The organism is Calothrix sp. NIES-2098 (genome assembly GCF_963875125.1).
Taxonomy (GTDB): Bacteria; Cyanobacteriota; Cyanobacteriia; order Cyanobacteriales; family Nostocaceae; genus Aulosira.
The window spans coordinates 7,506,292-7,527,419 of record NZ_CAWNKJ010000001.1 but is presented as its reverse complement, the minus strand read 5'-3'; the positions used below and the strand labels follow the sequence as shown (position 1 = coordinate 7,527,419).

The following is a 21,128-nucleotide window of genomic DNA, read 5'->3' as shown; positions in this document are numbered from 1 at the left end:
AGGTTGGGGACGATCTCTGTGTAGCTTGCTTCCCTATAGAGGGATAGTGACAGCGGCGATCGCCAAACGGGTGACGGTCAAACCAAAAAAGCAGGTTTTTAAAGTTATCTCGTTTAATACCATGCTAAAAAACTTTTTTTACAGTTTTCCCCTTGTATTTTTGCTATCTCCGGCAGCCTGGGGATTACCCGCAAACGATAATTTAAAAATTGCTGATGCCGCAGATAATAACAGCAGTTTGCAGGAACAGGTAAACTCTGTTTCTCAGCTTTCGGACGTTCAACCTACGGATTGGGCATTCCAAGCTTTGCAATCGCTGGTTGAACGCTACGGCTGTATTACAGGTTATCCCAATGGCACTTATCGCGGCAATCGTGCCCTGACTCGCTATGAATTTGCGGCGGGTTTAAATGCTTGCTTGAATCGGATTGGCGAGCTAATTAATACCAGTACTAGCGATTTGGTTACTAAGGGAGACTTAGCCACATTGCAAAAGTTGCAGCAGGAGTTCGCAGCCGAATTAACAACCCTGCGCGGCCGTGTGGATACCTTGGAGGCGCGCACAGCCACACTAGAACAGCAACAGTTTTCCACCACTACTAAATTAAATGCCCAAATTATCACAGCCGTTAGCGACACCTTTGGTAATAGAGTTGGAGGCGATCGCGATGAATCCAATACTTACTTTGCATATCGCGGCCGTCTCAACTTAGAGAGCAGCTTTACAGGCAAAGATATGTTGCGCGTCCGCTTGGAGTTTGGCAACTTCTTAAATACTGATGGCACAAGCCGGATTGCTTCAGCCTCAGGTACAGGCATGACGCGGCTAAACTTTGATACCGACAGCAACAATACAGTCAGTATTCCCCACATCCGTTACTACTTTCCAGTGAGTGATTCCCTATCTTTTGTTGTGGGGCCAGTAGGCATTGGCTACACCGATATCACAGAGACCGTAACTCCTGCCACGATCGCAGATGATGGCAATGGTGTTCCTTCTTTATTCGGAGAATATAGCCCTCTATTCCGGCGCGGCGGCGGCGGTGCGGCTGTTAACTGGAACATTGCCCAAAACCTAATTTTGACTCTAGGCTATTTGGCGGGTTCCCCCGAAGTTCCAACAGGAAGCAATGGGCTATTTAATGGCGGTTACAATGCCCTAGCACACTTGGTCTATCACGGCGACGAAGGAGCAATAGGCATCGCCTACTCTCATGGCTATAATCCTGGTGGGAAAGTCGATCTCACAGGCGGAACTGGTAGTAGACTGGCAGCTTCCCCTTTTGGAGATAATATTGCTACTTCCAACGATATTGTCGGCGCACAAGGATACTATCGCTTTTCACCTAATTTTCAAATCCACGCTTGGGGCGGATATATCTGGGCAAATGCTGAAAACTCTGGTTTCAGTAATATTTCCAATGGCAGAGGTGGAATAGATTCGTTGTTCGTTAACAATGGGGACAATGCTAATGCCTGGTTTGGAGCAGTCGGTCTATCCTTCCCAGATGTTGGGGGTAGGGGCAACCTCCCGGGAATTATTGTGGGTATCCCACCCCACGTTACTAACAGCAGTGTTCGTCAAGAGAACGACAATGCTTACCACATCGAAGCTTTTTATCGCTGGCGAGTCAACGATAACATCTCCGTGACTCCTGGTTTTTGGGTAATTCTCAACCCAGAAAACAACAGCAACAACGATACACAGTATGTCGGTGTATTGCGTAGCACTTTCGATTTCTAAATCTATTTACTCAATAAATCGAGATGCTAGTGTCTACGCGAATTAACCTACTTAGCAAATGCTCTCACTATGATTAAGAAAAATAAACTATGACATCTACTACTCGTCCTCGTCGGCAAGCAAACACCTATTATGTCATCTTGATTGCGGGCGCTGCTGCTCTTGGTGGCTTTTTGTTTGGCTTTGACACGGCTGTAATTAACGGCGCAGTTGTAGCTTTATCCAAAGCTTTTAATACTAGCAGTTGGGTGACTGGTTTTGCAGTCTCCCTCGCTTTGCTAGGGTCTGCGGTTGGAGCCTTCTTTGCCGGACAGATTGCAGACCGTTATGGTCGTGTTAAAGCAATGGTTGTAGCTTCGGCGTTATTTACTATTAGTGCTATTGGTTCAGGGATTGCCTTTACTATTTGGGATTTCATCTTTTGGCGTTTATTAGGTGGAATTGCAGTTGGCGCTGCTAGTGTCATCGCTCCAGCTTACATTGCAGAATGTTCTCCCTCCCACTTACGCGGCAGGTTAGGTTCTCTCCAGCAATTAGCGATTGTGGTGGGAATTTTTATCGCTTTACTAAGTGACTACTTTATTGCTGTGTCAGCAGGTTCAGCAGAGTCGCCGTTTTTATTTGGTATTGCAGCCTGGCGTTGGATGTTTTGGTCAGCAGTTCCACCAGCAGTGTTCTATGGAATGGCTGCTTTAACAATTCCAGAATCTCCGCGTTATTTAGTGGCGCAAAATCGAGAGCCAGAAGCGGCTAACGTTTTAACCAAAATTTTGGGGGGTAACGTACAGGAAAAAATCGCAGAGATTCGGGAAACAGTCATGCGAGAGCGTCGTCCCAATATGTCCGATCTGTTAAGCAGAAGTGGCGGACTCCTCCCAATTGTTTGGATTGGAATTGGCTTATCTGTATTCCAGCAATTTGTTGGGATTAATGTCATCTTCTACTACAGCAGTGTGTTGTGGCGCGCAGTCGGGTTCTCAGAAAAGAATTCCCTAACGATTACAGTGATCACAGGCGCTGTCAATATTATTACTACCTTAGTTGCGATCGCCTTCGTAGATAAATTTGGTCGTAAGCCTTTGCTCATCTTAGGGTCAATCGGTATGACCGTGACCTTGGGAACGATGGCTTATATTTTTGGACACGCTGCGACCGATGCGGCTGGTAATCCGACATTGACTGGAAACGCAGGTATTATCGCGCTTGTTGCAGCTAACCTATATGTGTTCTGCTTCGGTTTCTCTTGGGGGCCAGTAGTTTGGGTACTATTGGGAGAAATGTTTAACAACAGAATTCGTGCAGCTGCTCTAGCAGTAGCTGCGGCAATGCAATGGATAGCAAATTTCGTTGTTTCCACAACATTTCCGCCGATATTGCAATATTTTGGGCTAGGTGCTGCATATGGTATTTATACAACTGCTGCGGCTATCTCGCTCTTTTTCGTTTGGTTCTTTATTAGAGAAACCAAAGGAATGGAATTAGAAGAGATGTAAATTACATCTATCTAGAGCTAGATTGGAAATATTTTCAGGCAGATGCAGATTTAAATTTTAGACTTTATATTAAAGAGAACAATCTGCATCTGCTTTATCTGAATACAAATTTTATAGTTTGATAATTAATAAAATTTTTGTTTTTGTTTATTTAAAATAATAAAAATATTCCCAGATAATTTTACTCTTTTAGTGTAATCAACAATAGAACAATGTCTACCTTAGAGAATCCTTCATCCCAGAACCAGCCAGGAAATATTAATTTAAACAAAGAGAATTTTGGTGAAGTTGATAATCAACAAACTTATCTGTTTACTTTTACAAATAGAAAAGGCGATCGCGTAAAAATTACCAACTATGGCGGCATCGTTACTGAATGGATTTCGCTAGATAAAAATGGTAAAAAATCAAATATAGTTATAGGTTATAAAAATTTAGATAGCTACTTAGCAGAACCACCGTATTTTGGTGCTTTAATTGGTCGCTTTGCTAATCGAATTGCTAAAGGAAAATTCCAAATAGAAGGACAAATCTATTCCTTACCTACCAATAATGGCGAAAATCATCTCCACGGCGGTAATAAAGGCTTTGATAAAGTAGTGTGGGATGCAAAAATCATCGAGGGCGATCCACCTACATTGCTATTAAGTTATCTCAGCAAAGATGCGGAAGAGGGCTATCCTGGCAATCTCCAAGTAAAAGTTAGTTATACATTTACAGATGATAACGAACTAGAAATTGAATATAATGCCGAAACTGACAAAGCTACCCCGATTAATTTAACCAATCATTCTTATTTTAACTTAACAGGTGATGTCAGCAATTTGATTTTAAATCATACTCTGATGATTGATGCGGATAACTACATACCTGTCGATAGTAATCTTATTCCTACAGGTGAAATCAAATCGGTAATAGGTACTCCTTTTGATTTTAAAACGCCTGATAAGATTGGCACAAGAATTAAAGAAGCTGGTGGATACGATCATAATTATGTATTAAATCAAAAAGATAATTCTGACAAACCAATAGCAATATTAACTGACGATATCAGTGGTAGAAAGCTGGAAGTATTTACAGACCAGCCAGGGATGCAGTTTTATTCAGGTAATATGCTGAATGGCGCATTTAAAACAGATGAAGGTCAAGCAATTAAACAATATGCAGCATTATGTTTAGAAACGCAGCATTTTCCTAATTCTCCTAATGAGCCAAGATTTCCATCTGTAATACTACATCCTAAAGACAAATATCATACAGTTACCAAATATAAACTTTCGCTTCATTAAAGAGGAAAAAGTGTACTGACTTTTTTGCATTTGGAAATGATGTCGCTTGATATTAGACCCAAAATGTGACTTTGACTGAATGATTGGGCAATAATCGCGGGTCTTCTCCACGAGAGATGGCGGCGCGAATAGACTCGACAAATACATGAATAGTGTCAGCAGGCGTATTAGAAAATTGAGTGCCGTATTTAGCGATCGCTTCCCCTTGAATCCCTAAAATTTCAATATCCTGTCTGATAATATGTTGAGCAGTCCACCACACAAACGGACGTGCTAGCTGATTCCAGATGCCATAGTTGTAGGTGACATCTGTGTAAACTAAAGTCGAATTATCGGTTTCTGGAATAGATTGACTGGTAATAAACAAATGGCGTTGGTGAAACCCGCCGAAGGCATCGCGTCTCATTTGATATTCCACAGAAGTAATATTGGGCATATAAAAGCGATCGCTATGTTTAATCTCTGCACCACCCCGATTTAGAAACCGACTGTACCAGCCCAAATTACTGGTTTCATTGCGATACTCTACCAAAACTGCACCATTTTCCCTTTCTACAGTCATCTCTAATTTTTGTTGGCGAGAGTTACGAAATACACCTGGATGCACAAAAGCCGTGTGGGGAATATCAATAAAGTTCTCTGCACAATTGGTAACGTTGTTTGCAAAACGGTTAATTACCCGCACCGTTTCCCAGCCTGGTTTTCCATAGTAGGGCATAGAAAAGGGTGCAAACTCTTCGCTTGGCGTATCAGCTAACCGCACATATATATAACCATCTTGTTCTTTGGTAGCGTAACGCTTTGCTTGACGCTGCTGGGAAGGCTTAAAATCCTCTCCCTCCGCCGGAACAGCAATGACTTTACCACTGCGATCGTATACCCAGCCATGATAAGGACATTGCAAAGCACCTTGACAAACCTTACCAGCTGATAGACGACTACTGCGATGCAAACAGCGATCGCGCAACGCTACAGGTTGTCCATCTTCACCGCGAAATATTGCTAGCCATTCTCCTAAAACGGTTCGTGCTAATACTGTGTTAGGCCGTAGCTGTTCGCTGAGTGCAACAATATACCAAAAATCTGCAAATTGCATGGTGAAAATTGGGAGAGAGAGCGATCGTATTTAAGATTATGGCAACTGTTTGGTGCAGCTAGGGCGTTAAACTTAATGTTATTTAGGGCAATCTAATCTTAAGCAAGATATTTAAGTACATCCTTCAATCTCGTACTCATAATTAGGTGCCCGAATATAACAATGGTAAATCAACCACAACGTCCTTTTTCGGTAGATGGCAATACCTATGCGTCTAACCCAGGAAATCTTCTTGTGGATTATTCCTATTGGATTCGTTCATTTCCTAGCGAACCAATTCAATTTTTTCTTCCACTCATCATTCTGGTTGTTTTCGATTGTCTAATCAATTGGGTTTTTGGGTTTGCTTTTTTTGAAGTATTGCGTGAAGGTAAAAGTTTACATCTTTTGCCATCTGCATTATTTGGAATTGCTATATTCAATATTTTGTTTGGCGTTGGAATATTTTGGCTGATTAAAAAACTTATATTTCTCATAATCCGTATCCGCGAACACTTCTTGTATGGTTGTGTCAATCCTAGTGTTGTTGTTTCATTAAAGCCACCTCTAATTGCAGTATTCACTGACCTCACCACAGGTAAAAAACCACATCATGCAATCAAAATTCTGCCGCAACCGCTTAGGTGGATGAAGAACGGAATACCACCAGTAGGTACAAGGTTAGCTACAGTCGCTCTATATGAGGGCAACCTTAACAAAGGTTACTGGGACAACTTTCACCCAATAGTTGTTGATTGTGTAACTGGTAATCAAGCTGATATACAAAGAGTCTTGCAGAGTATTCCAGATTGGGAATGGGAACACCTGGAAGCAGGTCTTGCATATATTAGGACAACTAAGCCAGGACTGTACACCATACCTTTTGTTCGTTGTGCATTCTGCCACAAGCTGATTTTCCTACCGCTTTATCCCATGCACCGAGAACAGCACACCAAACTTCTAGCAGATGGTCAAATGACAGATCATATTACTATGCATCCAGAACGCCGTTATCAAGGAGCGCTTGATATAGTTCCGCAAGCTTATATCCACCCACATTGTGGCGGTGCGACAAGGATGCCAGAAAAAATAATTCGTAGCTATTTAATTAACCCATTTTTATACAATGAGTACACATTTTGCTGTGGATGCAACGATTACATACATCAAAAAGAACTTTACTGGCGTGAAACAGGGCAATGCTTGGCAGACTATTTCCAAGAGTTGCAAGAGGAGTACATCCGGTTAAATGGAAATCCGCCTCCCAATCCCTTTGTATAGAATTCAGTAGCTGCAAAGTTTCGATAATCTCCGAATCACTTAATACATATTAAGAGAAGCTTATGGGTGCGGAAGCATACTGGTACTACACAGATTATCAGTCCGATCTCAATGCAGCATTACAGATGCTACGAGAACGTGAGTTTCAAGCAGGTCGCTATAATCCTGCAATACCATTGCTCGATTTTCCCATCACGGAAAATTCCCCTACTCCTGGATCTCAACATCCATCCATTGAAGCAGCACTGGAAGCATCCGAAGCTGATGGAACACGCTCAATACTTGATATTCTTAAAGTTTCTGATACACCATGTCCACTTTCAAAAGACGAGTTTGAAGTGGCGTTACTAGGTGGAGAAGAATACTATGAAATACTTGGCGAAGTTTTCAATACTGCTTTTCCGCTACCTCTACAAGGAATCCTTGCTCTGTTTGGTACTGACCAACCTACTCATGAAATGATTGAGGCGGTTATTTTTGGCAATACAAACCCCGATGTTGCATATGCTTTTTGGGACAATATTGCTAGAGGTACAGCTAGATATATTATCCTCTATGCAGACAACCAGCCTAGTGAGATTTTTTTTCTTGGCTATTCTTTCGATTGATAGCGATCGCAGCTATTAGCTTGGGTTTGCACAAGGAAATCCAAACACTTCCCAAAAATAAAAGGCGCGATCGCTCACAGTTATTGCAAACTCTGTTGGAGTAGAGAATCTACCAATTATTAATTACATCTACGGCTTTTAAATTGAGATAATCTTAGCCATATACAGTAATAGCTAGTTCTCAAGGAGAGAAAACTGGTGAGTCTTCCATATACTGGGGGTTGCCAATGCGGGGAGATTCGTTATGAAATCCGTGCCGAACCTTTAACTCTTTACCTGTGCCATTGCAAAGAGTGTCAAAAACAATCCTCTAGTGCTTTTGGTATGTCATTGACTGTCCCACGAGATGCTTTGGTTATTACTCAAGGACAGCCAAAAGCTTGGATTCGCAAAGCTGATAGCGGGCGCGAAGTCAAAAATTTATTCTGCGGTGACTGCGGAACGCGGTTGTTTCACGATCGCACTTACAGCCCAGATACTATCAACGTTAAAGCTGGGACGTTAGATGATACAACAAAGTTACGTCCAGTTGGTAACATTTGGACGCGTAGCGCCCAGCCTTGGGTGACGATTTCAGAGCAGATGCTTAACTACGAGGGGCAACCAGATGATGTGCATCTGTTATGGGAAAAATGGACACAACAGTATTCATAGAGAATAAAAAATCTTAGTAATGCTCTCCTCGCCAAAACGCCAATGGATTCTGAGTGGGACGGCAATCTGGATAAAATCGCAGTTGAGATTCCATACCGAATTCCGGGGGTGCAATCCCCAATCCCAGGCAGAGGTGAGAGAGCGATCGCGCATATTTTTCGTGATGTCCTGGCGAACCCGCATGAGCATGGGCATATTCGTGGACAACTAATAGCAGCCAATCTGTCGGCACTACTCGTCCGACATCAATCAAAATGGTAATTGGATTTGTTTGAAGATTGCACAGAGCATCAATCCCAAAGGACTGAGCTAAGGGAGCCGCATAAATTTGAATTGCAGGTTGCTCCCAAGGATGAAAACAATCGTGACAAGCCTGGAGATAGTTTTCCAGTTGTCTGTTCACCCCATCAATATGCTCGCTGATCCAGACACAGAGGGATTTACGGTTTTCTAAGTCATAAACTATATCAATCATCTCTGGATCGAGAGCTAGACTGCGAACTCCATAGAGGTAGTCTAGCCCTCGTGTCAATGGATCGGTACTAGTAGTGACGATTAATTTACCAGCCAAAGAAGGAGAAGTATTTTGTGGATTTAGCCGCATTTTGAATCTGGTTAGGAGTCAGATTTGACAGGTTAGCTTCATCTGAAGCGTCTGCAATCCGGAATTCAGTACAGAAGGTAGCAGTGCTAAAACCACCGAACCGTTTGACTGTACTTGTTCGCATCCGAATACCAGGACTGACAAACCAGAATCTCTCAATCGAACTCATGGTTTCATACTCGGTCGTCAGGACTAAGGCGTTTTCATCATCCATGTGATAGCGTCCAGCCACCGGTACAACTTCGGCATAACCTCTTTCTCGCAGCAGCGATCCTTGGCGGGGGTTATCGGCATCGGGAACCAGGGAGAAGACTGTCGAACCTTCATGGTTTTCCTCTTCTCTATCCCATCCCATTGCGCCTTGCCAAGAGACAAAAGCACCACCGATAGCCAACTTGGGGTCTACCTGATGGAGTTGGCAGATTTCAATTACTTGAGGATTATCTGCAGCAAGGGCTTGAACCTGAATATCCGATTCTCCGGCTTCAGAGCGCTTGAAGGCCAGGTGGTGTGTTGTGCGTTGCGATCGCCATCTACCACTACTTAGTTCAAAAAACTCCATTGCATCCATAAACTAAAAGCTAACTCCAAACAAAAAGTTGAGAAACCCATACCCGATCAATTATAGAACTGCAAGAGCAATCCTCATTTTCAATCCGATCTCAATATTTCATTCCGTGTCGCTATGAGGCAGTGTTCAAAACGGACAGGTGAGAGGAAATCTCTGTGATTTGTAAAATGTAGAAATAAACCACAAAAAACTTCCGTTACCCCGATCGCCGTGAACTGCCAAACCGACAAAGACCAAACACAAGCAAGCACCAGCACAAATACTGCTCCAGAAGCAGAAAAAATTCTCTGTTCTCATTGTCTGCGCACAGCTACCAACGGCATCAAATGTAAGGGAATGTGTGTGGCTGACAGTGACTATTAATGAACAGCAGCCAAAAGCCAAAATAAATGCGATCGCATCTTCAGGACATAGGCGTAATTCAAATCCGGGACTGCTCATCATCGGGAATCATTGTTTCCGGAATATTCTTAAGTCCCCAAGCAATCATGGCTTTGAGTACGGGGCGAAGACTTCTTCCTCGCTCTGTTAATTGGTAGTTCATTCTCCGAGGATGGTTGCTATATGGTTGTTTCTCCAACAAGCCAGCCTCTTCCAGAAACTTCAGGCGATTGGTCAAAATATTGGTTGAAATTCCTTCTGGAGACTCTAAAAACTCTTCAAAGCGTTGTTTTCCAAAAAACATCATGTCTCGAATAACCAGAAGTGTCCAGCGATCGCCGATTAAATCAAGCGAACAAGCAATTGGGCAGGGTGAACGGCGAGATTGAGACATTGGAAAAACTACATTTACAGCTTACTTGCATTTTACAAGTAACACCTGCTATATTAGCTTGCAAAATGCAAGTTAAAAATAAATGAGGTTACAATGGCTCAAGCCCTACCCGGTGCTAGAACTGGACAAAACTTTGCTGTGACTGATTTGGGTTTATTTTCTGAATTACGGCAGTTTACTTTTGAGACTCCAGAAGCCGCTATCAAGTTAGAGGGTAAAGTATTTCTCAAGCAGATTCTCAATCTCTCAAGTGCCGAGATTTCGTTAAACAACCTACCCCCCAAGATATCGATGCCTTTTTATCACAAGCATCGCTTAAATGAAGAAATTTACCTCTTTATTCGGGGGAAAGGTGAGTTTCAAGTCGATGATTGTGTATTTCCTATAGGTGAAGGAACCGTTGTGCGAGTAGATCCTGAGGGAGAAAGATGTCTGCGAAATACCTCAGATACAGAGGATTTGTGCTTTATTGTAATTCAGTCGCGAGTTGGTTCTTATCAAGACCACACCATTCAAGATGGCTTTGGTGTTCGCAAGCAAGTTAGTTGGGTTGGCAAGCAGCAGATTTAGGGACTTTCAACATTTGCCTTAGATCGAGCGGCCAACAGGCAAAGCTTTTCTATCATCTTGGGCAGACAAGTATACCGATGTTACTCAATCTATGTCGCCCAGATACTCTCGGATACCAGAAATTTTGTCACCTTTAATATCAAAGGAAATAGCATTCCGACCTTGAAAAGGCTGGTTGCGAATGTTTCCCTGACTTTCAAACTCAAATGTAACTGTGATGTCGTTACTACTGACTCGATCGGGTGGGCTGAACTTGAGGCGATCGCCTCTCTCCGCACGCGTTCCTAGTCTGGCAATAATCTGCTGTTTATCCTCATATTCAGAGGATTTGTCTCGCTGTTTGCCCACCGGCAGCCAGAATATTACCTCATCCGCAAGCATATCAATGAAAGGTTGAAAATTTCCTGTTGCCCATCCTTGCGCAAGGTAGTCAAATGCTTGCTGGGCAGTCTGAAGTTTTGTACCCTCCATTTGCCTTCCTACAGAATCTACTGCGCTCAATTATAACGGTTCGTTACTTGTATTTTGCTTCCCTTTATCTGGCTTGCCTCCCTCCAATCTCCATCACAATGTCCGGCTAAACCCCTCTTCACAAGGGGAAATTGGCTACGGACTAATACACCACCAACATAATTTTAAGAAACCAGAGATTTTTGATTACGTTTTGTAAATATTTTAGTAAAAAATGTGATGGTGATTTCCTTATTTTTATTGTTTATGTGTTTATCAACACATTTTTTTCAATCAAATCTTGTTCTCTCATAAAAGATTGAACCTTTGACGATATTTTGGAATTGTAAAAGCAAACTAATTTTATTTAATATTTTTTCACAAAAAACATATAAATTTTCACCAAAAGCATTGCTGTATAAGGATTTAAGGTATTTACTGCTGAGAATATATTTTCATTTTTTAAATAAAATATTTGTTTAATAAGACTTAATTTGTTATAGGAAATAATGATTATACCTATTAGAATAATCCCTAAACATTTCTTAATAAAAAATAGATATCAAGCATTATAAAAATAATTTGTAAGGGTTTAAAGTAAAACAAAGCAAATGAATACTCTATTTGATTGAGCGTTCATTGCTTCTGTTGATAATTGAAAAACTTTCACAAAACAAGAAAGCCAGATCGATCTTTTTACTAAGATTGCTGTCATAAAAAAATCGAAGTTCGACTTTTTAAGACATCAGGATCTGTAAGATAAAAAGTGAAAGTTAATTATGCAATTGATCGCTAAAACCCTCATCAATAATTCTGAATTAATCAAAATTTAGGAGAGTCACACTATGGTGCAGGATGCTTTTTCTAAGGTTGTTTCCCAAGCTGACGCCAGAGGAGAATACCTCAGTGATGGTCAGTTAGATGCTCTGATCAATTTAGTCAAAGAAGGTAACAAGCGCGTTGATGTTGTTAACCGGATTTCTAGCAATGCGTCTTCCATTGTTGCTAATGCGGCTCGTTCGCTGTTTGCTGAACAACCTCAACTAATTGCACCTGGTGGAAATGCTTACACAAACCGTCGTGCTGCGGCTTGTGTGCGAGATTTGGAAATCATCCTTCGCTATGTCACCTACGCGATTTTTGCTGGAGATGCTAGCGTTCTAGACGATCGCGCTCTGAATGGATTACGGGAAACCTATTTAGCCTTAGGTACTCCTGGCGCTTCCGTTGCAGTTGGTATTCAAAAGCTGAAAGAAGCCTCAGTTGCTATTGCTAATGACCCCAACGGTATTACTCGTGGTGATTGCAGCAGTCTAATTGCAGAAGTCTCATCTTATTTCGATCGCGCAGCCGCAGCCGTTGCCTAAACTATCACAATACATTCTCTTAGACCTCTTGCAGAGAAGCAAAATTGAGTTAAAAAATCAATTTTTGCAAGAAGTCTATTCAACCAATTTTTTGTAAAAGCAATTAGGAGAAAATTCTTCAATGACTAAAACACCCTTAACCGAAGCAGTTGTAGCTGCCGATTCCCAAGGTCGTTTCTTAAGCAGCACTGAACTCCAAGTTGCATTTGGTCGTTTCCGCCAAGCATCTGTCAGCTTAGAAGCAGCAAAAACACTCTCTAAAAAAGCTTCTAGTCTTGCGGAAGGTGCTGCTAATGCTGTGTACCAGAAGTTCCCCTACACCACCAACACTCAAGGCCCCAACTACGCTTCTACTCAAACTGGTAAAGACAAGTGCGTTCGTGATATCGGCTATTACCTACGGATTGTTACTTACGCTTTAGTTGTGGGTGGTACAGGCCCAATCGATGATTATTTGATTGGTGGTTTGGCAGAGATTAACCGTACCTTTGAATTATCTCCTAGCTGGTACATTGAAGCTCTCAAATATATCAAAGCTAATCATGGTTTAACAGGAGATCCTGCTGTTGAAGCTAACTCCTACATTGATTACATCATCAATGCTCTGAGCTAGTAAAGCTCGGTTGAGTTCCAAAAAGCTTTTCAGTTTTGTGGAACAAGGGTAAAAATAATTTGGTAATTGTGCAATGTCGCTGAATGATATTACCGGATGATTTTTGGCAGTATGTAATCCTGTTCTGCAAAAACTGAATGTTAAGTTTGCAGCCGTAAAACGTTGCAAAATTGCAAAAGCGTCAAGCATTTGTGTAGTAAGCTTGGGAAGTTTTAAACACTGACTTCATAATGTGTTAGCAGTCAATTTTATCTGACTCAAATACTTGTGCTGTCTGCGTATATAACTTCTCATCTTATTACGCAAGGCTTTTTCTTAATGATGAAAAAGATTTATTAACAGGTTAGCATTCAGGAATTTATACCAATTCTACAAAATTCAGCAATAGTTCTAAACTCAGAAACTCTTTGAGAATCTAGTAATACTGATTGTGAATTTTGAATTGGTATGGGTTTTTAGCTGTAACTTAAGAAATTTTTCCCAAGATTTAACGGGTTAGAAAATAAGGAACAGATAAGATTATGGCAGCGTTAACAGAAGCAAGCCGATTGGGAATTCGTCCGTTTGCAGAAAGTGCAAAAGTAGAATTACGCTTTGTGAACACGCCAGAAGATGTACAGTCAGTAATTTGGGCTGCATATCGCCAAGTTTTAGGTAATGAGCATCTGTTTGAAAGCGAGCGACTCTCTAGTGCAGAATCACTCTTGCTGCAAGCGCAGATTTCCGTGCGGGACTTTGTGCGAGCGATCGCTCAATCGGAACTGTATCGGCAAAAGTTCTTTTATTCCAACTCACAAGTTCGCTTTATTGAACTGAATTATAAGCATCTATTGGGTCGTGCGCCCTACGATGAGTCAGAAATTGCTTACCACGTTGATATCTATAATTCTCAAGGTTACGAAGCCGAGATTAATTCTTACATCGATTCGCTTGAGTATCAACAAAATTTTGGGGAAGCTGTAGTTCCTTACTATCGGGGTTATCAAACTACAGTCGGACAAAAAACTGCTGGCTTTCCTCGTTTCTTTCAGTTGTACAGAGGTTATGCCAATAGCGATCGCGCCCAAAATAAACCCAAAGGACAATTAACCTGGGATTTGGGGAAAAATTTGGTATCTCCTATCTATCCTGCTGATGCTGGTTCCTTAACAGGTGTTTCAACAGGAAATCGTGGTGGCAATACTTATCGGATTCGTGTTACACAAGCGGCTTCGCCCAACTCCCCACGCATTCGTCAAAGCATTAGCGAAGTAGTTGTGCCATTCGATCAGTTATCGAATCGCTTACAACAACTCAATCGCCAAGGGCGCAAGGTAATCAGCATTGCCCTTTCTTGAATAAGACAGGAGGCAGGAGGGTGAAGACAGAAGCTTCTTTCCTTCTGCCCTCTGCCTTTTTAGACAAAAATTGTTCGTTAAGGAGACTTTTAGATGGCTATTACAACAGCCGCATCCAGACTCGGAACTTCTGCATTTAGTAACGCTGCTCCCATTGAATTACGTTCCAATGCCACTCAAGCAGAAATTGCACAGGTAATTGCTGCTATTTATCGTCAGGTTTTAGGCAATGATTATTTGCTGCAATCTGAACGATTGAAGGCTTTGGAATCGCTCTTAACTAATAGGAATATTACAGTACAAGAATTTGTTAGGCAGTTAGCAAAATCAGATCTGTACAAATCAAAGTTTTTTTCTAATAACTTTCATAGCCGTGTTACAGAATTAAATTATAAACATCTGCTCGGTCGCGCTCCCTATGATGAATCTGAGATAGTCTATCATCTGGATTTATATCAAACCAAAGGCTACGACGCAGATATTGATTCCTACATAGACTCAACCGAATACCAGACAAATTTTGGGGACAATATTGTGCCCTATTATCGGGGATTCAGCAATCAACTAGGGCAGAAAACAGTAGGCTTTACCCGAATTTTTCAACTATATCGCGGTTATGCAACGAGCGATCGCTCTCAAATTTCCGGCAATTCTTCGCGTTTGGCTAGCGAATTAGCAAAAAATAGTGCTTCAACGGTTATTGCTCCTGCGGGTAGTAACAATGGCTTTGCTTATCGTCCCTCCGTCAAAGGACAAACCCCCAGCAGCACGTTTCAAGGCTCGCAAGCTTTTGGAAAAGGACGACTTTATCGCGTTGAAGTTGCTAGCATTTCTCAACCTGGTTATCCCAAGGTTCGTCGCATTAACAAAGCAGTAATTATCCCCTACGAACAGCTATCTAATTATTTTCAACAAGTTCAACGTCGCAATGGCAAAATTGCCAGCGTTACTCCACTTTAGGAGATGAGGGAGTGTGGGGAGTTTTCTTCCCCGTGCCCAATGCCCCATACCCGATGCCCATAATAAATTGATTGGTAGGATATCAAAATGGTTTATCCCAGTCGGAGTTTTCAGGTTGAAGTTTCGGGTTTGCAGCAAAATGAGGTCACGAATCAAAACAATTACCCGATTCGTTCCAGCGCTAGTGTATTTATCACTGTTCCTTTTAGCCGTTTTAATGAAGAGCTTCAGCGAATTAATCGCTTGGGTGGCAAGATTGTCAATATCCAACCGCTAACGCTGAACATCGATGAAAATTAGTGCTTTGTCTCATTAATTTAACTTGAAACTAAAATAAAACCGACACTGTACTTTCAAGAAGTATGTGTCGGTTTTTAGCTAAAATGCAGGACTTTAGTCCTGACTACGAAATTATTCATTCGCATTTTGAGCGATCGCAACCGCCAATTCTTGATAACGGCGCGGATCGCCTTCTGCAAATACAAGTTGCTCTTGTCGCTCTTGTCCCTTGCGTCCGTACAAACCTTCCATAATCTTCTGCCAGTCCATAGAAGACAAAGGTGAGGATCGATCGTCTGCCACAGGTGGAACGGTAGCTGTCTGTGCTTGGAGTTGCTGCTGTGCCATCAAAGCACGGGCACGCACTGCCCAACTGTTATCTTTGACAGCCATTTGCTCAAACTGAGACTCGATTTGCGATCGCCATTCTGGATAAGTGACAGCAATGGCATCGGCAAGATACTGTAAACCAACTACGGCTGAATAGCGTACTACCCACTCATCATCTTCCTGAGCCACAAATAGCAATGCTTCCAATGCTTCTGCTTGGGCAATTTCTAGGAGATCGTCAGGGAACCAATGCCACTTCATCATTCCTAAACCTTTAGCGGCCGCCCGGCGGACGCTGAGGGCAAAGTCTGCGGTGGCTGCTCCCAACAAAGTTACTAATCCTCTCGGATCGCCAATTCCTGCCAAAGCGCGGATTGCCCACGATCTGGCGGTGTAGTTATGCAAGTCGAGTAGCTCCAAAAGACCTGGGACTGCGGGTTCGCCAATTTGGATTAGCCCATCGACAGCTGCCACGGCTGCACCTGGATTGTTATAGCTCAAAGAGGCAATCAAGGTGGGAATGGCTCCTTCTAAACGAGCCGCTGCCAGGTTTTTTACAGCTTCTTGTAAAAGGAGAGAGGAATCTGCGACTTCTACTGCGCGAATTAGAGTCTCAAGGTTATCAGGCATGAGGAAGAAGGGAAGCAATAAGTTCTACCTTTTACATTGTCGCTCTTGCTGCTACAATAATGCATCCATTAATTGCATCACTTTTATGGCACCTGGCGATAAATCTGGTGGTGTAGTCTGTAGCATTTGTTTTTCTAGTAAACCCTTGAGAGAAATCAGCTTGAGGCTGTTTTCTGCCAAAGTCTCGGCGATCGCATCCGCAGCTGGCAAATAACCAATCGCCCCTAAATCTGACAAAACGGCTCGACGTAGTTGCAAATCATCGTTAGCCAATGCTTGCACCAGGCGATCGCCATACTGATTGGCTACTTCAGTTTCTTGAGCAGTGAGCTGATACATTGCCCGTGCTGCGGCAAACTGAATCCGAGGAACGAAGTGATCTAAGAATGGCTCGATCGCGGCAATAGCATCGATTGCTCCCAAAGTTCCCAATGCCTCTAGAATGGCATCGAAGGGTTGGGCGAGTTGGGGAGGTTCTGGTGCGGGTAGGGTTCCAGGTATTTGATTATTAAGTAAGTCGAGCAGCCTAGGAATACAAGACGAATCTCCTAGCATCTCTAAAGATTGAGCTGCGGCTTCGCGAACATAGAAATCAGAGCATTCCAGCGCTCTAACTAATGATGGGACTGCTCGTTGTTCGCCTAGTTTTCCCAATGCTCTAGCTGCATTTCTACGTAGAGGATAACCACCAGCCTTTGTGCGATCGTCTTCATCTTCTAAGGCTGCAATCAACACATCAATAGCTTCTGGAGCATCCACCCGAAAGCGCCCTAACCACCAAGCAGCGTACACTCGCAATCCCAAATCTTCACCTTGGAGATTAGCGATCGCCTGTTCTACAGTTAATTGGTTATCATCCCGGATGTTAGCTTCGTTATCCATACTTAGGCGATGAGGGAGAAAAGGGAGTGTGGGGAGATGAGAGAACAATGACAAATGCCCACAAAAAACAATACCCGGAGGGGTAAACAATTTCTAACTTCTGTCAGTCATTGTATACTCCTCCGGGTCAAACCATCGTTAAATTAGCTTAATGCGTTGATGGCGTAGTCGATGTAGGAGTTAGCTTCAACAGCAGGATCGCCACTCAAACCGTGGTTAGCTTTAACGTACTTCAGAGCTTCAACGTACCAGCTGGGAGATAGATCGAAGGTGCGGTTAATTTCAGCGATACCACCGATGAGGTAGTCATCCAGAGGGCCTGTACCACCTACAACTAGGCAGTAAGTAACCATGCGCAGGTAGTAGCCGATGTCGCGAACGCACTTATCTTTGCCAGTTTGAGTGGAAGCAAAGTTGGGGCCTTGAGTGCTGGTGGTGTAGGGATATTTGCTGTAAACAGCATTAGCAGCACCAGAAGCCAGGCTAGAAGCTTTTTCGCTTAATGCTTTTGCAGCTTCCAAGCTTGCTTTAGCTTGACGGAAACGACCAAATGCGGTTTGGATTTCGGTAGAGCTGAGGAAGCGTCCTTGGGAATCAGCAGCTGCTACTGCTTCGGTTAAAGGGGTTTTCATTTCGGATTTTCTCCCAATTATCTTGTTTGATGAAATAGCTTTTAGCAATCGGTTCAGTTATCTGAAGCCGATCAAAAAATTCTGATTAATCGCTAATTAAGCAACCGCAGAAGCAGCTCTATCAAAATAGCTAGATACTTCAGACATGAGGCTGGCACAATCGCCTCTGGTAACGCCATTGGGGTCGCCTGCGATCGCTAAAGCAGCATCTTTCATCTTTTGAACGCCAACTGCTACAGAAGAACCAGGAGTTCCTAGAGCCAAGTAGGTTTCTCTTAGACCGTTGAGGCAGCGATCGTCGAGGATGCTAGCATCGCCAGCGAAGATAGCATAGGTGACGTAGCGCAAAATGATTTCCATGTCACGCAAACAAGCAGCCATACGACGGCTGGTGTAAGCATTACCACCAGGAGCAATCAACTGGGGCTGCTCTGCAAACAAAGCACGAGCTGCATTTGCCACAATTGTGGAGGAGTTACCGGTAATCCGGTTAACAACGTCCATGCGCTTGTTGCCATCAGCAACCATAGCGCTCAGAGCATCTATTTGAGAAGCGCTGAGATATTCACCACGTGCGTCAGCTTGGGAGACTACTTTTGCAAATGCGTCAAACATACACTCAATTTCCTAATTCGTTTAGTCGAGTATGGCTTGGATGAGGTTAAAACCCAGTTCAATCGAGCTTGGCAATTAAGCTGCCACAATCGCTCGATCGACTCAAAGCAATAGCTTGAATCACCGATCAAACCTGTCCTATTCTTCCTTAAAGGAAACTTGGAAGATTTTTTTATTTCTTAAACAATTGAAGACCTTTGCTCATTTCAGATGAATGGTTAATTTTTCATCTGCTCTATTAAGTTCTTCTTTGTTGTTTATACTATATCGTTCAATCCTTTGTTTATTACAAATTGTCAAGTTGATAGCGTTATGGCTTGAGATTGTTGATTATCAAGCTTTTTGCGCTAATTACTGCGAATTTATATTCTTAACACTTGTTAACCATTGATCGGCACAGTTTAGCTCGCTCTAACGACAGTATAGTCAGATATGCTTGTAAATACAGCCTAGAAAAAAATGATAAACAAGTTTAAGAAATGTTAAGAACCTGAGTTTGAAGAAATGCAGCCCAATGAAAAATTTCACCAAGTAGCATAAAAATGCGCATTGTGTATGCAGGTATCTAGATCCACACGAGCTGAAGTCCTCGCTATGAAAGCCTGATGAATAAACAATTTTGTGTAACAAGTTACATACCAATTCAGCCTCAGTGGTTTTGAGTTGCAAAGGGTTAAGTTGATGCGAGCGAATTTAGCCAGCCGATCTTGAGTGAAGCGGATCTCAACGTCATAGATTGACGGGGAGCAGATCTGACTGTTGCTCATCTCAAACAGTCAAGGCTAAGTCCAGGCAAACTTTGGGTATAGCCTGGTTAGTGGGGGTATCTTTACTTATTAACCGGGATTGAGTTTGAAGATCTGGAAAGTATTGCCAGAGCAGATTTGAGCTAGATTCAAGCGCTGAGTGAAGAAATGCGATCGCACTTCCTTAAGCAGCCAACACAAGAGCTAGGATTTCGTGGCTGTCCAATCTTTCTTGAGCAACGCCAAAAAGGTGGCAATCCCTTTAGAAAAGCCTTGAGGATCGGGCAGACAATACTCTGGAAACTCTTCATAGGGACGCCAAGGCTCAGACGAATTATGCCGCAAATACAAAACGCGATCGTCCCCTTCTAATTTCCACAGCATTTGACCGCCAGTTGGGATTTCAGCCATGTGTTTCTCCTAGTCGTGCAAACAAAAAATACTGAGTAACAGTTTGCTCTTTTCAAATTCTGCCAGCCTAAATATTAAATTCTGTAAACATGGCTACAATACTTCTAGACTTTGATGCCGAATTACTGTAAGAGCATGGATACATTATAGGTGTCGCTAACTAAGTTAGGTATTACTTGGAGAAGTACTTTTGTCTCCACCAGATGATGGAGGCAAGATGGGCATTAACTCTGCAATTAAAACTAGAGTTATCCTTCAACTGCACAATTAAGCATGATTAAACCGAAAACCCAACTCACTCTTGAAGAATTCCTTGCGTTTCCCGAAGGAGATATCATTTACGAACTCATTGATGGAGAAGCCGTTCCTAAATTCAAAAATGATGAAATGTCACCAAAATTTTTTCATAGTTCCATCACAGGTGCGTTATTTATACTCTTGTCTGCATGGGCAACAGGAAAGGGAAGGGTAGTAATTGAATGGGCAATTAGGCTAACACGAAATCAAAAAGACTGGGTTCCTGTTGCAGATTTAACGTACGTTTCTTATAATCTTCTTCCTAGCGATTGGTTGGAAGATGACGCTTGTCCCGTTGCACCCGAATTAGTCATTGAAATTATCTCCCCCAGTCAAACTTTCGGGGAAATGACAGAAAAAGCAACTGATTATTTAAAAGCTAAAGTTGAAAGAGTTTGGGTTGTTGATACCAGAGCAAAAACTATTACTATTTTTTACCCGGATGCTCTACCTCAAACAAAACGTGGTACTGATAGCTTGGATGATTATATATTAGAAGGCTTGCAAATTACGCCTCAACAAATCTTTCAACAAGCAGGAATTGCCTAAATTACATCAATATTGATTAATCTGAAAAATCCTATGGTATGTATATAAAAATGGGCGTAGAAAACTGATAATTTTCCACGCCCGTAAAGCTTATATAAGATTGCGATCAATTTTCTGATGCAGTTTCAGTTGCACTTTCACTCGCAGAACGGATGCCGACAATCTTACCGCCTAAGCGAGTAATGCGACGCATCTCTTCATTCATGCGGCTATAGGGGACTTGAATCTGAATCGTGCTGCTATTGCGAATCTGATACTTATTGTTCTCAGTTTGCTCGTTCTGCCGCAATCCTTCTACTTCGTAGATAAAAACGCGATTGTCTGAGTTTGATGTTCCTGCCAATGCAGACTGTCCTAACATATGGT

The 21,128-nt window shown here is 42.4% G+C and carries 25 protein-coding genes; 13 read left to right on the top strand and 12 right to left on the bottom strand.

What is annotated here, in order from left to right; genetic code table 11:
• Nucleotides 1-121: 121 nt before the first annotated feature.
• The 3 genes from AACU33_RS31690 to AACU33_RS31680 all read left to right on the top strand — a co-directional run bounded on the left by AACU33_RS31690 (nucleotide 122) and on the right by AACU33_RS31680 (nucleotide 4,526).
• Entirely contained in the window at nucleotides 122-1,744 is a 1,623-nt protein-coding gene (locus tag AACU33_RS31690) for an iron uptake porin (RefSeq protein ID WP_096594255.1), read from the top strand.
• Nucleotides 1,745-1,833: 89 nt separating this feature from the next.
• Complete coding sequence (locus AACU33_RS31685; protein WP_096594254.1) at nucleotides 1,834-3,237, top strand: sugar porter family MFS transporter; 1,404 nt, start codon at nucleotides 1,834-1,836, stop codon at nucleotides 3,235-3,237.
• Nucleotides 3,238-3,449: 212 nt separating this feature from the next.
• Complete coding sequence (locus AACU33_RS31680) at nucleotides 3,450-4,526, top strand: aldose epimerase family protein (RefSeq protein ID WP_096594253.1); 1,077 nt, start codon at nucleotides 3,450-3,452, stop codon at nucleotides 4,524-4,526.
• A gap of 52 nt (nucleotides 4,527-4,578) precedes the next feature.
• Here AACU33_RS31680 and AACU33_RS31675 read toward each other — a convergent pair whose 3' ends face one another.
• The gene (locus AACU33_RS31675; protein WP_096594252.1) at nucleotides 4,579-5,622 is read right to left on the bottom strand and encodes an aromatic ring-hydroxylating dioxygenase subunit alpha; all 1,044 of its coding nucleotides are present in this window, start codon (nucleotides 5,620-5,622) and stop codon (nucleotides 4,579-4,581) included.
• A gap of 162 nt (nucleotides 5,623-5,784) precedes the next feature.
• On the opposite strand from AACU33_RS31675, the gene AACU33_RS31670 reads away from it, so the two are divergent.
• From AACU33_RS31670 to AACU33_RS31660, 3 genes are all read left to right on the top strand, one after another.
• A complete protein-coding gene (locus AACU33_RS31670) occupies nucleotides 5,785-6,882 on the top strand; it encodes a DUF3239 domain-containing protein (RefSeq protein WP_096594251.1) in 1,098 nt (365 codons plus the stop codon).
• 62 nt (nucleotides 6,883-6,944) lie between these two features.
• Entirely contained in the window at nucleotides 6,945-7,490 is a 546-nt protein-coding gene (locus AACU33_RS31665) for a hypothetical protein (RefSeq protein WP_096594250.1), read from the top strand.
• A gap of 198 nt (nucleotides 7,491-7,688) precedes the next feature.
• A complete protein-coding gene (locus tag AACU33_RS31660; protein WP_096594249.1) occupies nucleotides 7,689-8,144 on the top strand; it encodes a GFA family protein in 456 nt (151 codons plus the stop codon).
• A 13-nt stretch (nucleotides 8,145-8,157) separates the two neighbouring features.
• On the opposite strand, the gene AACU33_RS31655 is transcribed toward AACU33_RS31660, so the two are convergent.
• The 4 genes from AACU33_RS31655 to AACU33_RS31640 all read right to left on the bottom strand — a co-directional run bounded on the left by AACU33_RS31655 (nucleotide 8,158) and on the right by AACU33_RS31640 (nucleotide 10,094).
• The gene (locus tag AACU33_RS31655) at nucleotides 8,158-8,748 is read right to left on the bottom strand and encodes a hypothetical protein (RefSeq protein ID WP_096594248.1); all 591 of its coding nucleotides are present in this window, start codon (nucleotides 8,746-8,748) and stop codon (nucleotides 8,158-8,160) included.
• Nucleotides 8,705-9,319, bottom strand: a complete 615-nt coding sequence (locus tag AACU33_RS31650; RefSeq protein WP_096594247.1) for a phycobiliprotein lyase — start codon at nucleotides 9,317-9,319, stop codon at nucleotides 8,705-8,707. Before AACU33_RS31650 ends, AACU33_RS31655 begins: the two co-directional genes overlap by 44 nt.
• Before the next feature lie 126 nt (nucleotides 9,320-9,445).
• Complete coding sequence (locus AACU33_RS31645) at nucleotides 9,446-9,763, bottom strand: hypothetical protein (protein ID WP_339376401.1); 318 nt, start codon at nucleotides 9,761-9,763, stop codon at nucleotides 9,446-9,448.
• On the bottom strand, nucleotides 9,741-10,094 hold the full coding sequence (locus AACU33_RS31640; RefSeq protein ID WP_096594246.1) for a winged helix-turn-helix transcriptional regulator: 354 nt from the start codon (nucleotides 10,092-10,094) through the stop codon (nucleotides 9,741-9,743). The genes AACU33_RS31645 and AACU33_RS31640 overlap by 23 nt, the downstream gene beginning before the upstream one ends.
• Before the next feature lie 93 nt (nucleotides 10,095-10,187).
• Between AACU33_RS31640 and AACU33_RS31635 the strand changes: the two genes are divergently transcribed.
• A complete protein-coding gene (locus AACU33_RS31635) occupies nucleotides 10,188-10,664 on the top strand; it encodes a cupin domain-containing protein (RefSeq protein ID WP_096594245.1) in 477 nt (158 codons plus the stop codon).
• Nucleotides 10,665-10,748: 84 nt separating this feature from the next.
• Here the strand turns inward: AACU33_RS31635 and AACU33_RS31630 are convergent, their stop codons facing one another.
• Nucleotides 10,749-11,165, bottom strand: coding sequence for a nuclear transport factor 2 family protein (locus AACU33_RS31630; RefSeq protein ID WP_339376400.1), 417 nt, complete (start codon nucleotides 11,163-11,165; stop codon nucleotides 10,749-10,751).
• 794 nt (nucleotides 11,166-11,959) lie between these two features.
• Between AACU33_RS31630 and AACU33_RS31625 the strand changes: the two genes are divergently transcribed.
• The 5 genes from AACU33_RS31625 to AACU33_RS31605 all read left to right on the top strand — a co-directional run bounded on the left by AACU33_RS31625 (nucleotide 11,960) and on the right by AACU33_RS31605 (nucleotide 15,691).
• Nucleotides 11,960-12,481 (top strand): phycocyanin subunit beta, encoded by a 522-nt coding sequence (locus tag AACU33_RS31625; protein WP_339376399.1) that lies wholly within the window; start codon nucleotides 11,960-11,962, stop codon nucleotides 12,479-12,481.
• Between the two features lie 121 nt (nucleotides 12,482-12,602).
• Nucleotides 12,603-13,094, top strand: coding sequence for a phycocyanin subunit alpha (gene cpcA / locus AACU33_RS31620; RefSeq protein WP_096594243.1), 492 nt, complete (start codon nucleotides 12,603-12,605; stop codon nucleotides 13,092-13,094).
• Between the two features lie 521 nt (nucleotides 13,095-13,615).
• Nucleotides 13,616-14,431, top strand: a complete 816-nt coding sequence (locus AACU33_RS31615; RefSeq protein WP_096594242.1) for a phycobilisome linker polypeptide — start codon at nucleotides 13,616-13,618, stop codon at nucleotides 14,429-14,431.
• Nucleotides 14,432-14,524: 93 nt separating this feature from the next.
• A complete protein-coding gene (locus AACU33_RS31610; RefSeq protein WP_096594241.1) occupies nucleotides 14,525-15,391 on the top strand; it encodes a phycobilisome linker polypeptide in 867 nt (288 codons plus the stop codon).
• A gap of 87 nt (nucleotides 15,392-15,478) precedes the next feature.
• Nucleotides 15,479-15,691, top strand: a complete 213-nt coding sequence (locus AACU33_RS31605; RefSeq protein ID WP_096594240.1) for a phycobilisome linker polypeptide — start codon at nucleotides 15,479-15,481, stop codon at nucleotides 15,689-15,691.
• Nucleotides 15,692-15,802: 111 nt separating this feature from the next.
• Here AACU33_RS31605 and AACU33_RS31600 read toward each other — a convergent pair whose 3' ends face one another.
• From AACU33_RS31600 to AACU33_RS31580, 5 genes are all read right to left on the bottom strand, one after another.
• Complete coding sequence (locus AACU33_RS31600; protein WP_096594239.1) at nucleotides 15,803-16,630, bottom strand: HEAT repeat domain-containing protein; 828 nt, start codon at nucleotides 16,628-16,630, stop codon at nucleotides 15,803-15,805.
• Between the two features lie 51 nt (nucleotides 16,631-16,681).
• Nucleotides 16,682-17,512, bottom strand: coding sequence for a HEAT repeat domain-containing protein (locus AACU33_RS31595; RefSeq protein WP_096594238.1), 831 nt, complete (start codon nucleotides 17,510-17,512; stop codon nucleotides 16,682-16,684).
• Between the two features lie 143 nt (nucleotides 17,513-17,655).
• Complete coding sequence (gene cpcA / locus AACU33_RS31590; protein WP_096594237.1) at nucleotides 17,656-18,144, bottom strand: phycocyanin subunit alpha; 489 nt, start codon at nucleotides 18,142-18,144, stop codon at nucleotides 17,656-17,658.
• 96 nt (nucleotides 18,145-18,240) lie between these two features.
• Nucleotides 18,241-18,759 (bottom strand): phycocyanin subunit beta, encoded by a 519-nt coding sequence (locus AACU33_RS31585; RefSeq protein WP_096594236.1) that lies wholly within the window; start codon nucleotides 18,757-18,759, stop codon nucleotides 18,241-18,243.
• Nucleotides 18,760-19,709: 950 nt separating this feature from the next.
• Nucleotides 19,710-19,916 (bottom strand): hypothetical protein, encoded by a 207-nt coding sequence (locus AACU33_RS31580; protein WP_096594235.1) that lies wholly within the window; start codon nucleotides 19,914-19,916, stop codon nucleotides 19,710-19,712.
• A gap of 273 nt (nucleotides 19,917-20,189) precedes the next feature.
• Here AACU33_RS31580 and AACU33_RS31575 point away from each other — a divergent pair, with 273 nt between their 5' ends.
• A complete protein-coding gene (locus tag AACU33_RS31575) occupies nucleotides 20,190-20,762 on the top strand; it encodes a Uma2 family endonuclease (RefSeq protein ID WP_096594234.1) in 573 nt (190 codons plus the stop codon).
• A 106-nt stretch (nucleotides 20,763-20,868) separates the two neighbouring features.
• Here AACU33_RS31575 and AACU33_RS31570 read toward each other — a convergent pair whose 3' ends face one another.
• Nucleotides 20,869-21,123, bottom strand: coding sequence for a phycobilisome linker polypeptide (locus AACU33_RS31570; protein WP_096594233.1), 255 nt, complete (start codon nucleotides 21,121-21,123; stop codon nucleotides 20,869-20,871).
• Nucleotides 21,124-21,128: the final 5 nt, after the last annotated feature.